Below are 14,071 nucleotides of genomic sequence, written 5' to 3' on the forward strand. Positions count from 1 at the left end.
CGGACGGCCGTCCCCCGCACCACGGGACGGCCGTCCGCGTTGTCGCGGGCAGCTGGAATCCGGCGGAGGTCCCACTTGTTTCCCGAGTAGACGGTCCTCACATCCGTCTGAGGGCGATGCCGAAGCTCAGGCTCGCTACCATGGGGTCTCCGGAGCCTGACCGGGGGACCCGGATCGCGCACGAGGAGTCCTCTTGCCAGACGAGGCCCAGCCACTGACCGCCGCCAAGCCCGAGCCCGCCTCGGCTTCCGCGGCCAAGCCCGCGCCGAACGCGTCGCACGCGAAGAACGACACCCGCGGGACGGTCGAGCACGCCCCGTCCGCGCCCGTCGAGAAGACTCCCGAGGCCTCGCGCCCCAAACCCCCGCCCGTGCGCCCCTCGGCCGGCCAGAGCGCCCGCACCGGCTCCTCCAACCGCGTCCGGGCCCGGCTCGCCCGGCTCGGCGTGCAGCGCGCGAACCCGTACAACCCGGTGCTGGAGCCGCTGCTGCGGATAGTGCGCAGCAACGACCCGAAGATCGAGAACGCGACCCTGCGGCAGATCGAGCGCGCCTATCAGGTGGCCGAGCGCTGGCACCGGGGACAGAAGCGCAAGAGCGGCGACCCGTACATCACGCATCCCCTCGCGGTCACCACCATCCTCGCCGAGCTGGGCATGGACCCGGCCACCCTCATGGCCGGCCTGCTGCACGACACGGTCGAGGACACCGAGTACGGCCTCGACGACCTGCGCCGCGACTTCGGCGACCAGGTCGCCCTGCTCGTCGACGGCGTCACCAAGCTGGACAAGGTCAAGTTCGGCGAGGCCGCGCAGGCCGAGACCGTGCGCAAGATGGTCGTGGCCATGGCCAAGGACCCACGCGTCCTGGTCATCAAGCTCGCCGACCGCCTGCACAACATGCGCACCATGCGCTACCTCAAGCGCGAGAAGCAGGAGAAGAAGGCGCGCGAGACCCTGGAGATCTACGCGCCGCTCGCCCACCGCCTGGGCATGAACACCATCAAGTGGGAGCTGGAGGACCTCGCCTTCGCGATCCTCTACCCGAAGATGTACGACGAGATCGTCCGGCTGGTGGCCGAGCGTGCGCCCAAGCGTGACGAGTACCTCGCCATAGTGACCGACGAGGTGCAGGCCGATCTGCGCGCCGCCCGCATCAAGGCGACCGTCACCGGCCGCCCGAAGCACTACTACAGCGTCTACCAGAAGATGATCGTCCGCGGTCGCGACTTCGCGGAGATCTACGACCTGGTGGGCATCCGTGTCCTCGTCGACACGGTCCGGGACTGCTACGCGGCCCTCGGCACCGTGCACGCGCGCTGGAACCCGGTCCCCGGCCGGTTCAAGGACTACATCGCGATGCCCAAGTTCAACATGTACCAGTCGCTGCACACGACGGTCATCGGCCCCAACGGCAAGCCGGTCGAACTGCAGATCCGCACCTTCGACATGCACCGCCGCGCCGAGTACGGCATCGCCGCGCACTGGAAGTACAAGCAGGAGGCCGTCGCCGGTGCCTCCAAGGTGCGCAGCGACGCGCCCAGGTCGTCCGGCAAGGGCAAGGACGACCACCTCAACGACATGGCCTGGCTGCGCCAGCTCCTCGACTGGCAGAAGGAGACCGAGGACCCCGGCGAGTTCCTGGAGTCCCTGCGCTTCGACCTGTCCCGCAACGAGGTCTTCGTCTTCACGCCCAAGGGCGACGTCATAGCGCTCCCGGCCGGGGCCACCCCGGTGGACTTCGCCTACGCGGTCCACACCGAGGTCGGCCACCGCACCATAGGAGCACGGGTCAACGGCCGCCTCGTCCCGCTCGAATCCACCCTGGACAACGGCGACCTGGTGGAGGTCTTCACCTCCAAGGCGGCCGGTGCGGGGCCGTCCCGCGACTGGCTGGGTTTCGTCAAGTCGCCGCGCGCCCGCAACAAGATCCGCGCCTGGTTCTCCAAGGAGCGCCGCGACGAGGCGATCGAGCAGGGCAAGGACGCCATCGTCCGGGCGATGCGCAAGCAGAACCTGCCGATCCAGCGGATCCTCACCGGCGACTCGCTCGTCACGCTGGCGCACGAGATGCGCTACCCCGACATCTCCGCGCTGTACGCGGCGATCGGCGAGGGCCATGTCGCCGCGCAGAACGTCGTACAGAAGCTGGTGCAGGCGCTCGGCGGCGAGGAGGCGGCCACCGAGGAGATCGACGAGAGCGTGCCGCCGTCGCGCGGCCGCGGCCGCAAGCGGCGCTCCAGCGCCGACCCGGGCGTCGTCGTCAAGGGCGTCGACGACGTGTGGGTCAAGCTTGCCCGCTGCTGTACGCCGGTGCCGGGCGACCCGATCATCGGTTTCGTCACGCGCGGTAGCGGTGTATCGGTTCACCGCAGCGACTGCGTCAACGTGGAGTCACTGTCCCGTGAGCCCGAGCGGATCCTCGACGTCGAGTGGGCGCCCACCCAGTCGTCGGTCTTCCTGGTCGCCATCCAGGTCGAGGCGCTGGACCGCTCCCGGCTCCTCTCGGACGTCACCCGCGTCCTGTCCGACCAGCACGTCAACATCCTCTCCGCGGCCGTCCAGACCTCCCGCGACCGCGTGGCCACCTCCCGCTTCACCTTCGAGATGGGCGACCCCAAGCACCTCGGCCACGTCCTGAAGGCCGTCCGGGGCGTGGAGGGCGTCTACGACGTCTACCGCGTCACGTCGGCGCGCAGCCGTTCGTGACAGCGCACGCCAGAGGCCCCGTACGACGCCGTACGGGGCCTCTCACGTGAACGGGCTCGGCGCTGCCAGCCGGCTGCTAGCCGCCGAACTCCTGCAGACCCTTCAGAGCCTGGTCCAGAAGTGCCTGACGGCCCTCCAGCTCCCTCTCCAGCTTGTCGGCCCGGGCGTTGTTGCCCTGGGCGCGCGCCTGCTCGATCTGGCCCCTCAGCTTGTCCACGGCGGCCTGGAGCTGACCGGTGAGACCCTCGGCACGCGCGCGCGCCTCCGGGTTCGTCCGGCGCCACTCGGTCTCCTCGGCGTCCTGGAGCGCCCGGTCGACCGCGTGCATCCGGCCCTCGACCTTCGGCCGCGCGTCACGCGGCACATGACCGATGGCCTCCCAGCGCTCGTTGATCGAACGGAAGGCGGCCCGGGCTGCCTTCAGGTCCGTGATCGGCAGGAGCTTCTCGGCCTCCTCGGCCAGCTCCTCCTTCAGCTTGAGGTTCTCCGACTGCTCCGCGTCCCGCTCGGCGAAGACCGAGCTGCGGGCGGCGAAGAACACGTCCTGGGCGCCGCGGAAGCGGTTCCACAGGTCGTCCTCGTGCTCGCGCTGGGCGCGGCCCGCGGCCTTCCAGTCCGCCATCAGCTCGCGGTAACGGGCCGCCGTGGGGCCCCAGTCCGTCGAACCGGACAGCGCCTCGGCCTCCGCGACCAGCCTTTCCTTGGTCTTGCGGGCGTCCTCGCGCTGCGCGTCCAGCTGCGCGAAGTGCGCCTTGCGCCGCTTGGAGAACGCCGAGCGGGCGTGTGAGAAACGGTGCCACAGCTCGTCGTCCGACTTGCGGTCCAGCCGCGGCAGCCCCTTCCAGGTGTCCACCAGCGCCCGAAGCCGCTCACCGGCCGCCCGCCACTGGTCGGACTGCGCCAGCTCCTCCGCCTCGGCGACCAGCGCCTCCTTGGAGTGCCGGGCCTCGTCCGACTGCTTCGCCCGCTGCTGCTTGCGCTCCTCGCGACGGGCCTCGACCGTCTCCACGAGCTTGTCCAGCCGCGCCCGCAGCGCGTCCAGATCGCCGACCGCGTGGTGCGCGTCGACCTGCTCGCGCAGGTGCCCGATGGCCACCTGCGCGTCCTTCGCCGACAGGTCGGTGGTGCGCACTCGCTTCTCGAGGAGGCCGATCTCGACCACCAGGCCCTCGTACTTGCGCTCGAAGTAGGCCAACGCCTCCTCGGGGGAGCCGGCCTGCCAGGAACCGACGACCTGCTCGCCGTCGGCCGTACGCACGTACACGGTCCCCGTCTCGTCGACGCGGCCCCACGGGTCGCTGCTCACAGCGCCTCCTCCACATGATGCCTGCGGAGGGCCTCAGCACCCCCGGGCATCGTCCACAGTTTCGTCACGGCCAACATAGGCGACCAGCGGGTTGCCTGTCCGCATCCAGCGCGACCGAAATTCCGCTGTCCGCCGGTCAGGACCTCAGGACTTCGTGACCGTCGCCTTGTTGATCACGACCGTCGCGTTCGGGGCGCCGTCGCCCTGGCCCGTGCTCTCGCCCGCGGCGGCGATCTTCTTCAGGACCTTCAGGCCCCCCGCGTCGATCGTGCCGAACGGCGTGTAGCTGGGCGGCAACTGGCTGTCCTGGTAGACCAGGAAGAACTGGCTGCCGCCGGTGTGCTTCTGGCCGGTGTTGGCCATCGCCACCGTGCCCGCCGGATACACGTTGCCCTTGAGGCTCTTGTCCTTCAGATTCTCGTCCGGGATCGTGTAGCCCGGCCCGCCGCTGCCGGTGCCCGTCGGGTCGCCGCACTGCAGCACGTAGATGCCGTTGGTGGTGAGCCGGTGGCACTTGGTGTGGTCGAAGAAGCCCTTGCCCGCCAGGAAGTCGAACGAGTTCACGGTGTGCGGGGCCGCCGACGTCTTCAGCGCTATGCCGATGTCACCGCAGGTCGTGGCCAGCGTCATCGTGTACTTCGCCGACGTGTCGATCGTCATCGACGGCTCGCTCTTCCAGCTCAGCTTCTGCACCGAGCCCGCGGCGGGCTTCTGGCAGGGGTCCGGAGCCTTGCTGGGGGCCTTGCTCGGCGAGGCGCTGGGCGTGGTGTCCGAGGCGGCGCTGGACTTCTTGCCGTCGTTCTTCAGCACCCCGGTCGTGTACAGCGCGACGCTGCCGATCACGATCACGCCGAGGACCGACGCGATCACGGAGTTGCGCATGCGTGCCTTGCGCCGCGCGGACGTACGCCGCTGCTGCTGCCGCAAGAACTTCTCCCGGGCGAGCTGACGCCGCCGCTGCTCCTGGGTGACCACCGGGTTCTCTCCTCATGCGTGTCGTGTTGCCGACCGGTACGCGTGCGTCCTGTGAGCCGACAGCCGCGTGTAGCCCCGTACCGTATATGGGTTCGCTGAGGAAACGGCAGCGCCGGTAGGCTCTGATCCCAGGCGCGACCCCCTGGGACGCGCACCCGTATCGACACAACGAAGGACGATCGTGCTCATTGCCGGGTTCCCCGCCGGGGCCTGGGGGACGAACTGTTATCTCGTCGCCCCCGCCGCCGGTGAGGAGTGCGTGATCATCGACCCGGGCCACCAGGCCGCCCAAGGCGTCGAGGAAGCGCTGAAGAAGCATCGGCTCAAGCCCGTCGCCGTCGTCCTCACCCACGGCCACATCGACCATGTGGCCTCGGTCGTCCCGGTGTGCGGTGCCCACGAGGTACCGGCCTGGATCCACCCCTCGGACCGGTACATGATGAGCGACCCCGAGAAGGCTCTCGGACGCTCCATCGGGATGCCGCTCATGGGCGAACTGACGGTGGGGGAGCCGGACGACGTCCGGGAACTGACCGACGGCGCGCGGCTCGCGCTGGCCGGGCTGGAGTTCTCCGTCGCGCACGCTCCGGGCCATACCAAGGGGTCGGTGACCTTCCAGATGCCCGAGGCCGCGGACATCCCGTCGGTCTTCTTCTCGGGCGATCTGCTCTTCGCCGGCTCCATCGGACGCACCGACCTGCCGGGTGGCTCCACGGAGGACATCCTCGAGTCGCTGGCCCGCGTGTGCCTGCCGCTCGACGACTCCACCGTGGTCCTGTCCGGACACGGTCCCCAGACGACCATCGGCCAGGAGCGCGCCACCAACCCCTATCTGCGGCAGGTGGCCGCCGGCCTCGGGAGCGCGGACGCTCCCCGACGAGGAATGTGACGAGAGACATCCCGTGAGCACCTTCAAGGCCCCCAAGGGCACATACGACCTGATCCCGCCGGACAGCGCGAAGTTCCTGGCGGTCCGCGAGGCCATCGCGGCCCCGCTGCGCAACTCCGGCTACGGCTACATCGAGACCCCCGGCTTCGAGAGCGTCGAACTGTTCGCGCGCGGGGTCGGTGAGTCCACCGACATCGTGACCAAGGAGATGTACGCCTTCGAGACCAAGGGCGGCGACCAGCTCGCCCTGCGTCCCGAGGGCACCGCCTCCGTGCTGCGCGCCGCGCTGGAGGCCAACCTGCACAAGGCGGGCAACCTCCCCGTCAAGCTCTGGTACTCCGGCTCGTACTACCGCTACGAGCGTCCCCAGAAGGGCCGCTACCGCCACTTCTCCCAGGTCGGCGCCGAGGCGATCGGCGCCGAGGACCCGGCCCTGGACGCCGAGTTGATCATCCTGGCCGACCAGGCGTACCGCTCACTGGGACTGCGCGACTTCCGCATCCTGCTGAACTCGCTCGGCGACAGGGAGTGTCGTCCGCTGTACCGGACCGCGCTCCAGGAGTTCCTGGGCGCCCTCGACCTGGACGAGGACACGCGTCGGCGCGTCGACATCAACCCCCTGCGAGTGCTGGACGACAAGCGCGAGTCGGTGCAGAAGCAGCTGACCGGCGCGCCCCTGCTGCGCGACTACCTGTGCGACGCCTGCAAGGCGTACCACGAGGAGGTCCGCGAGCTGATCACCGCGGCGGGCGTGGCCTTCGAGGACGACCCGAAGCTGGTGCGCGGACTGGACTACTACACGCGCACCACTTTCGAGTTCGTGCACGACGGACTCGGCTCCCAGTCCGCGGTCGGCGGCGGCGGACGCTACGACGGCCTCTCGGAGATGATCGGCGGCCCCGCGCTGCCGTCCGTGGGCTGGGCCCTCGGTGTCGACCGTACGGTGCTGGCCCTGGAGGCGGAGGGCGTGGAACTGCGACTGCCCGCGTCCACCAGCGTGTTCGCGGTGCCGCTCGGCGAGGAGGCCCGCCGGGTGCTGTTCGGCAAGGTCACGGAGCTGCGCAAGCTGGGCGTCGCCGCCGACTTCTCCTACGGCGCCAAGGGCCTCAAGGGGGCGATGAAGAACGCCAACCGCAGCGGGGCCCGCTACACGGTCGTCGCCGGCGAACGCGACCTCGCCGAGGGCGTCGTCCAGCTCAAGGACATGGAGTCCGGCGAGCAGTCGGCCGTCGGCGTGAACGAGATCGTGGCGGAACTGGAGTCCCGGCTGGGCTGACGCCCACGGGCGGTCAACCCCAGGGGTGCCGGTTCACCCTGTCAGCCGATGCCCGGGCAGAGGCCTGAACCGAACGGTCAGGCCTCACCGTGCGTACGTCCTTATGTCCAGCGAACGGTGGACACACATGTGCGTGCGGCACAATGACCCCTGCCCGAAGATGGTCCGACTCTCAAGTGACGGAATCGGCGTGATGAGCAAGACGACAGTCAAGGACGTCTCCACCGAGCCCGGGCCCGACCGAGCCGCCGACGCGGCGCGATCGGTGGGCGGCAGCCGGGCCTTCGCCCTGCTGCTGGTGATCACCGGTGCGGCCGGTCTGCTCGCCGCCTGGGTCATCACGATCGACAAGTTCAAGCTCCTCGAGGCCAAGGTCGAGGGCAAGACCTTCACCCCCGGCTGCAGCCTCAACCCGGTCGTCTCCTGCGGCAGCGTCATGGAGTCCAAGCAGGCCGCGGTCTTCGGCTTCCCCAACCCGATGCTCGGCCTGGTCTGCTACGGCATCGTCATCTGCGTCGGCATGAGCCTGCTCGCCCGGGCCCGTTTCCCCCGCTGGTACTGGCTGACCTTCAACTTCGGCACGCTCTTCGGTGTCTGCTTCGTCACCTGGCTGCAGTTCCAGTCCCTGTACCGGATCAACGCCCTGTGCCTGTGGTGCTCGCTGGCCTGGGTCGCCACGATCACCATGTTCTGGTACGTGACCTCGTCCAACGTCCGCAACGGCCTGCTCCCCGCCCCGAACTGGCTGAAGAGCTTCTTCGGCGAGTTCACCTGGGTGGTTCCCGTGCTGCACGTCGGCATCATCGGCATGCTGGTGCTGACCCGCTGGTGGGACTTCTGGACGAGCTGACAGCGCCGACCGCGTTGTCAGTGCGGTGATTTAGGGTTTCAGCGTGGAGCCCGACCTGTTCACCGCAGCCGCAGAAGACCGCCAGGAGAAGGACCCGACCGGAAGTCCCCTGGCGGTCCGGATGCGCCCGCGCACCCTGGACGAGGTGGTGGGCCAGCAGCACCTGCTCAAGCCGGGCTCGCCCCTGCGCCGGTTGGTCGGCGATGGCGCGGACCAGAGGGGCGGGGCCGCAGGCCCCGCCGGCAAGGGCGGTGGTGGGAGACGGGTGGGACCCGCCGGACCGTCCTCGGTGATCCTCTGGGGCCCGCCCGGCACCGGCAAGACGACCCTGGCGTACGTCGTCTCCAAGGCCACCGACAAGCGCTTCGTCGAGCTGTCGGCGATCACCGCGGGCGTCAAGGAGGTCCGCGCGGTCATCGACGGCGCCCGCCGCGCCACCGGCGGCTACGGCAAGGAGACCGTCCTCTTCCTGGACGAGATCCACCGCTTCAGCAAGGCCCAGCAGGACTCCCTGCTCCCCGCGGTCGAGAACCGCTGGGTGACGCTGATCGCGGCGACCACGGAGAACCCGTACTTCTCGGTGATCTCCCCGCTGCTGTCCCGCTCCCTCCTCCTCACCCTCGAACCCCTCACCGACGACGACGTCCGGGGGCTCCTGAGAAGGGCGCTGAGCGACGAACGCGGCCTCAAGGACGCCGTCGCCCTCCCCGAGGACACCGAGGACCACTTCCTGCGCATCGCCGGCGGAGACGCCCGCCGTGCCCTGACCGCCCTGGAGGCCGCCGCGGGGGCAGCCCTCGACAAGGGCGAGTCGGAGATCTCCCTCACGACCCTGGAGGAGGTCGTCGACCGGGCGGCCGTCAAGTACGACCGGGACGGCGACCAGCACTACGACGTGGCCAGCGCCCTGATCAAGTCCATCAGGGGCTCGGACGTCGACGCGGCCCTGCACTACCTGGCCCGCATGATCGAGGCCGGCGAGGACCCCCGCTTCATCGCCCGCCGTCTGATGATCTCGGCGAGCGAGGACATCGGCCTGGCCGACCCGAACGCCCTGCCCATAGCCGTCGCCGCCGCCCAGGCCGTCGCCATGATCGGCTTCCCCGAGGCCGCCCTCACCCTGAGCCACGCCACCATCGCCCTCGCCCTGGCCCCGAAGTCGAACGCCGCGACCACGGCGATCGGCGCCGCGCTGGAGGACGTGAAGAAGGGACTGGCGGGTTCCGTCCCGCCGCACCTGCGCGACGGCCACTACAAGGGCGCCGCCAAGCTCGGGCACGCGCAGGGATACGTCTATCCGCACGACCTGCCCGAGGGCATCGCCGAGCAGCAGTACGCCCCGGACGCCCTCAGGGACCGCGAGTACTACACGCCGACCCGGCACGGCGCGGAGGCGCGGTACGCGGACGCGGTGGAGTGGACGCGGAAGCACCTCGGGAGGAAGCGGTCCTGAGCACCCTGTAGACTTCCTCGGAGTGTCGAGTCCCGCGCAGTCAGAGCGGGACAGCCGACCGGAACCCCCAGCGGGTTCCAGGAGCGTCGCGCACCGTCGATAGGTGTCGCGGGCAGCCCACCACCACTCGTCGTACGACGGGACCGGTCGGTGGGCCACTCGCGTGCTGCACGTATGTGCCCAGACCAGGGGAGCGGCTGCCCACCCAGTCCAGCAGTCCGTCAGGACGAGGACGGGGCGGGTTTCCTCGGCTGCGGATGCGACCTCCCTCAACCCTGACAAGCCGAAAATAACGGAAAGAGACACAAGACAGTGGCGAACCAGTCCCGCCCCAAGGTCAAGAAGTCGCGTGCCCTCGGCATCGCGCTGACCCCGAAGGCCGTCAAGTACTTCGAGGCCCGCCCCTACCCGCCGGGTGAGCACGGCCGTGGCCGCAAGCAGAACTCGGACTACAAGGTCCGTCTCCTGGAGAAGCAGCGTCTGCGCGCGCAGTACGACCTCTCCGAGCGTCAGCTGGTCCGTGCCTACGAGCGCGCCTCCAAGGTTCAGGGCAAGACCGGTGAGGCCCTGATCGTCGAGCTGGAGCGCCGTCTCGACGCGCTGGTCCTGCGTTCGGGCATCGCCCGCACGATCTACCAGGCCCGTCAGATGGTCGTTCACGGCCACATCCAGGTCAACGGCCAGAAGGTGGACAAGCCCTCCTTCCGCGTCCGCCCGGACGACGTCATCCAGGTCCGCGACCGGTCCAAGGACAAGACGCTCTTCCAGATCGCCCGTGAGGGTGGCTTCGCCCCCGACGGCGAGACCCCGCGCTACCTGCAGGTGAACCTCAAGGCCCTGGCGTTCCGCCTGGACCGCGAGCCGAACCGCAAGGAAGTTCCGGTCATCTGCGACGAGCAGCTCGTCGTCGAGTACTACGCCCGCTGACCAGCGAGCCCGGCCCGTCGTCCCCCCGCCCTCCGGGCGGATGGGGCGGCGGGCTTTCGCATGCGCGCAATGCGGTACGGACCCCTGCCCGCAGCGCGATAGGCTCGCCTCGGAGATGGCTTCCACACTGACCGGGCCCGTCGACGGAGCCCGACGTGGTGAAGCCCGACGCTGCCGAGAGAAACGCTGCCGAAAGAGGTGCCAGGTGTCCGGTGGAGAGGTGGCCGGGATCCTGGTGGCCGTCTTCTGGGCGATCCTGGTCTCCTTCCTCGCCGTCGCACTGGCGAGGCTGGCCCAGACGCTGAAGGCGACCACCAAGCTCGTCGCGGACGTGACCGACCAGGCCGTCCCCCTGCTCGCCGACGCCTCCCAGGCGGTGCGCTCCGCGCAGACCCAGATCGACCGCGTCGACGCGATCGCCTCCGACGTCCAGGAGGTCACGTCGAACGCCTCCGCCCTGTCGACCACCGTCGCCTCCACCTTCGGCGGGCCGCTGGTCAAGGTCGCGGCCTTCGGCTACGGCGTGCGCCGCGCCCTGGGCGGCCGCAGGGAGGACGTGCCCGAGAAGGCACCGGGGCGTACCGTGATCGTGGGCCGGACCGTGCCGGCCGCGCGGCGGGGCAAGCGAAACTTCCGTGGGAAGAGGGACTGACCAAGCGATGTTCCGCCGTACGTTCTGGTTCAGCACGGGTGTCGCCGCCGGTGTGTGGGCCACCACCAAGGTCAACCGCAAGCTGAAGCAGCTGACGCCCGAGAACCTCGCCGTCAGCGCGGCCAACAAGGCGCTCGAGACGGGGCACCGGATCAAGGACCGCGCGGTCGGCTTCGCGCTCGACGTCCGCGACAACATGGCCCAGCGGGAGGCCGAACTGGGGGAGGCGCTGGGCATCGACACCGACCCCGAACTCCCCGCGGCCCGGCGGTACACCGCCATCGAGAACAACCGCAGTACCCCCAAGTACCCCGAGCACATCGAGAACACGACGTACTCGTACAACCGGAATGAGGACCACTGATGGAGTCGGCCGAGATCCGCCGCCGCTGGCTGAGCTTCTTCGAGGAGCGCGGTCACACCGTCGTCCCTTCGGCGTCGCTCATCGCGGACGACCCGACTCTGCTGCTCGTCCCGGCCGGCATGGTGCCCTTCAAGCCGTACTTCCTGGGTGAGGTCAAGCCGCCCTTCGCCCGCGCCACCAGCGTGCAGAAGTGCGTGCGCACGCCCGACATCGAAGAGGTCGGCAAGACCACCCGGCACGGCACCTTCTTCCAGATGTGCGGCAACTTCTCCTTCGGCGACTACTTCAAGGAAGGCGCCATCACCTACGCCTGGGAGCTGCTCACCACGCCCCAGGACAAGGGTGGTTACGGCCTCGACCCCGAGCGTCTGTGGATCACCGTCTACAAGGACGACGACGAGGCCGAGCGCATCTGGCACGAGGTCGTCGGGGTGCCCAAGGAGCGCATCCAGCGCCTCGGCATGAAGGACAACTACTGGTCCATGGGCGTCCCCGGACCCTGCGGACCCTGTTCCGAGATCAACTACGACCGCGGCCCCGAGTTCGGCGTCGAGGGCGGCCCCGCCGTCAACGACGAGCGGTACGTGGAGATCTGGAACCTCGTCTTCATGCAGTACGAGCGCGGCGAGGGCATCGGCAAGGACAACTTCGAGATCCTCGGCGAGCTGCCCAGCAAGAACATCGACACGGGCCTCGGCATGGAGCGCCTCGCCATGATTCTGCAGGGCGTGCAGAACATGTACGAGATCGACACCTCCATGGCCGTCATCAAGAAGGCCACCGAGCTGACCGGCGTGGCCTACGGCGACGCCCACGACTCCGACGTCTCGCTGCGCGTGGTCACCGACCACATGCGCACCTCGGTGATGCTCATCGGCGACGGCGTGACCCCCGGCAACGAGGGCCGCGGCTATGTGCTGCGCCGCATCATGCGCCGCGCCATCCGCAACATGCGGCTGCTGGGCGCCACCGGTCCGGTCGTGCTCGACCTGATCGACACGGTGATCGCCATGATGGGTCAGCAGTACCCGGAGCTGGTCACCGACCGCGAGCGCATCGAGAAGGTCGCCGTCGCCGAGGAGAACGCATTCCTCAAGACGCTGAAGGCCGGCACCAACATCCTCGACACCGCCGTCACCGAGACCAAGGCCTCCGGCGGCACGGTCCTGGCCGGCGACAAGGCGTTCCTGCTCCACGACACCTGGGGCTTCCCCATCGACCTCACCCTGGAGATGGCCGCCGAGCAGGGGCTGTCCGTGGACGAGGACGGCTTCCGCCGCCTGATGAAGGAGCAGCGGGAGCGCGCCAAGGCCGACGCCCAGGCCAAGAAGACCGGGCACGCCGGCGCCGGCGCCTACCGTGAGATCGCCGACAGGACCGGCGAGACCGACTTCATCGGCTACGCGGACACCGAGGGCGAGACCACGATCGTCGGCATCCTCGTCGACGGCACGTCCTCGCCCGCCGCCACCGAGGGCGACGAGGTCGAGATCGTCCTGGACCGCACCCCGTTCTACGCCGAGGGCGGCGGCCAGATCGGCGACACCGGCCGGATCAGGGTCGACTCCGGTGCCGTCATCGAGGTCCGTGACACCCAGAAGCCGGTTCCCGGGGTGTACGTCCACAAGGGTGTCGTCCAGGTCGGCGAGGTGACGGTCGGCGCCAAGGCACACGCCTCGATCGACCACCGCCGCCGCAAGGCCATCGCCCGCGCCCACTCGGCCACCCACCTCACCCACCAGGCCCTGCGCGACGCCCTCGGCCCGACGGCCGCCCAGGCCGGTTCCGAGAACCAGCCCGGCCGCTTCCGCTTCGACTTCGGCTCGCCGTCCGCCGTTCCGACGGCCGTGATGACCGACGTCGAGCAGAAGATCAACGAGGTGCTCGCCCGCGACCTCGACGTCCACGCCGAGATCATGGGCATCGACGACGCCAAGAAGCAGGGCGCCATCGCCGAGTTCGGCGAGAAGTACGGCGAGCGGGTCCGCGTCGTGACCATCGGCGACTTCTCCAAGGAGCTGTGCGGCGGCACGCACGTGCACAACACCGCCCAGCTCGGCCTGGTCAAGCTGCTCGGCGAGTCGTCGATCGGCTCGGGTGTGCGCCGTATCGAAGCCCTCGTCGGTGTCGACGCCTACAACTTCCTCGCCCGCGAGCACACGGTCGTCGCCCAGCTCCAGGAGCTGATCAAGGGCCGCCCGGAGGAGCTGCCGGAGAAGGTCTCCGCGATGCTCGGCAAGCTGAAGGACGCCGAGAAGGAGATCGAGAAGTTCCGCGCCGAGAAGGTGCTGCAGGCCGCCGCCGGTCTCGTCGAGTCCGCGAAGGACATCCGCGGGGTCGCCGTGGTGACCGGCCGGGTACCGGACGGTACGACCCCCGACGACCTGCGCAAGCTGGTCCTCGACGTGCGCGGCCGCATCCAGGGCGGACGGGCCGCCGTGGTCGCCCTCTTCACGGTCAACAACGGCAAGCCCCTCACGGTGATCGCCACCAACGAGGCCGCCCGCGAGCGCGGCCTCAAGGCCGGCGACCTGGTCCGCACGGCCGCCAAGACCCTCGGCGGCGGCGGCGGCGGCAAGCCGGACGTCGCCCAGGGCGGCGGCCAGAACCCGGCCGCGGTCGGGGAGGCCGTGGACGCCGTCGAGCGTCTTGTCACCGAGACGGCGAAGTGA

The 14,071-nt window shown here is 69.6% G+C and carries 11 protein-coding genes; 9 read left to right on the forward strand and 2 right to left on the reverse strand.

What is annotated here, in order from left to right; translation table 11 throughout:
• Positions 1 to 193: 193 nt before the first annotated feature.
• Complete coding sequence (locus ACFYMM_RS24155; protein WP_388389855.1) at positions 194 to 2,707, forward strand: RelA/SpoT family protein; 2,514 nt, start codon at positions 194 to 196, stop codon at positions 2,705 to 2,707.
• A 76-nt stretch (positions 2,708 to 2,783) separates the two neighbouring features.
• Here ACFYMM_RS24155 and ACFYMM_RS24160 read toward each other — a convergent pair whose 3' ends face one another.
• Together ACFYMM_RS24160 and ACFYMM_RS24165 are read right to left on the reverse strand one after the other, a co-directional pair.
• Positions 2,784 to 4,013, reverse strand: a complete 1,230-nt coding sequence (locus ACFYMM_RS24160; RefSeq protein WP_388389857.1) for a DUF349 domain-containing protein — start codon at positions 4,011 to 4,013, stop codon at positions 2,784 to 2,786.
• A 144-nt stretch (positions 4,014 to 4,157) separates the two neighbouring features.
• Positions 4,158 to 4,988 carry a peptidylprolyl isomerase gene (locus tag ACFYMM_RS24165; RefSeq protein ID WP_388389859.1) on the reverse strand — a complete coding sequence of 277 codons (831 nt, stop codon included), beginning with the start codon at positions 4,986 to 4,988 and terminating at the stop codon, positions 4,158 to 4,160.
• A 181-nt stretch (positions 4,989 to 5,169) separates the two neighbouring features.
• Here ACFYMM_RS24165 and ACFYMM_RS24170 point away from each other — a divergent pair, with 181 nt between their 5' ends.
• The 8 genes from ACFYMM_RS24170 (at position 5,170) to alaS (ending at position 14,071) form a co-directional block, all read left to right on the forward strand.
• Positions 5,170 to 5,877, forward strand: a complete 708-nt coding sequence (locus tag ACFYMM_RS24170; RefSeq protein ID WP_388389861.1) for an MBL fold metallo-hydrolase — start codon at positions 5,170 to 5,172, stop codon at positions 5,875 to 5,877.
• Between the two features lie 13 nt (positions 5,878 to 5,890).
• Entirely contained in the window at positions 5,891 to 7,153 is a 1,263-nt protein-coding gene (gene hisS, locus ACFYMM_RS24175) for a histidine--tRNA ligase (RefSeq protein ID WP_388389863.1), read from the forward strand.
• Positions 7,154 to 7,346: 193 nt separating this feature from the next.
• Positions 7,347 to 8,003, forward strand: a complete 657-nt coding sequence (locus ACFYMM_RS24180) for a vitamin K epoxide reductase family protein (protein ID WP_388389865.1) — start codon at positions 7,347 to 7,349, stop codon at positions 8,001 to 8,003.
• A gap of 43 nt (positions 8,004 to 8,046) precedes the next feature.
• Complete coding sequence (locus ACFYMM_RS24185) at positions 8,047 to 9,456, forward strand: replication-associated recombination protein A (RefSeq protein ID WP_388389868.1); 1,410 nt, start codon at positions 8,047 to 8,049, stop codon at positions 9,454 to 9,456.
• 312 nt (positions 9,457 to 9,768) lie between these two features.
• The gene (gene rpsD / locus ACFYMM_RS24190) at positions 9,769 to 10,383 is read left to right on the forward strand and encodes a 30S ribosomal protein S4 (RefSeq protein WP_388389870.1); all 615 of its coding nucleotides are present in this window, start codon (positions 9,769 to 9,771) and stop codon (positions 10,381 to 10,383) included.
• A gap of 205 nt (positions 10,384 to 10,588) precedes the next feature.
• The gene (locus ACFYMM_RS24195; protein ID WP_388389873.1) at positions 10,589 to 11,035 is read left to right on the forward strand and encodes a DUF948 domain-containing protein; all 447 of its coding nucleotides are present in this window, start codon (positions 10,589 to 10,591) and stop codon (positions 11,033 to 11,035) included.
• A gap of 7 nt (positions 11,036 to 11,042) precedes the next feature.
• Positions 11,043 to 11,399, forward strand: a complete 357-nt coding sequence (locus ACFYMM_RS24200) for a hypothetical protein (RefSeq protein ID WP_388389875.1) — start codon at positions 11,043 to 11,045, stop codon at positions 11,397 to 11,399.
• Entirely contained in the window at positions 11,399 to 14,071 is a 2,673-nt protein-coding gene (alaS, locus tag ACFYMM_RS24205; protein ID WP_388389877.1) for an alanine--tRNA ligase, read from the forward strand. Before ACFYMM_RS24200 ends, alaS begins: the two co-directional genes overlap by 1 nt.

The organism is Streptomyces sp. NPDC006739 (assembly GCF_042869815.1).
In the GTDB taxonomy this organism is placed as follows: Bacteria; Actinomycetota; Actinomycetes; order Streptomycetales; family Streptomycetaceae; genus Streptomyces.

Coding starts and splice junctions, on each gene's coding strand:
- ACFYMM_RS24180 (WP_388389865.1), top strand. CDS start 7,347: ATGAGCAAGACGACAGTCAAGGACGTCTCCACCGAGCCCGGGCCCGAC.
- ACFYMM_RS24200 (WP_388389875.1), top strand. CDS start 11,043: ATGTTCCGCCGTACGTTCTGGTTCAGCACGGGTGTCGCCGCCGGTGTG.
- alaS (WP_388389877.1), top strand. CDS start 11,399: ATGGAGTCGGCCGAGATCCGCCGCCGCTGGCTGAGCTTCTTCGAGGAG.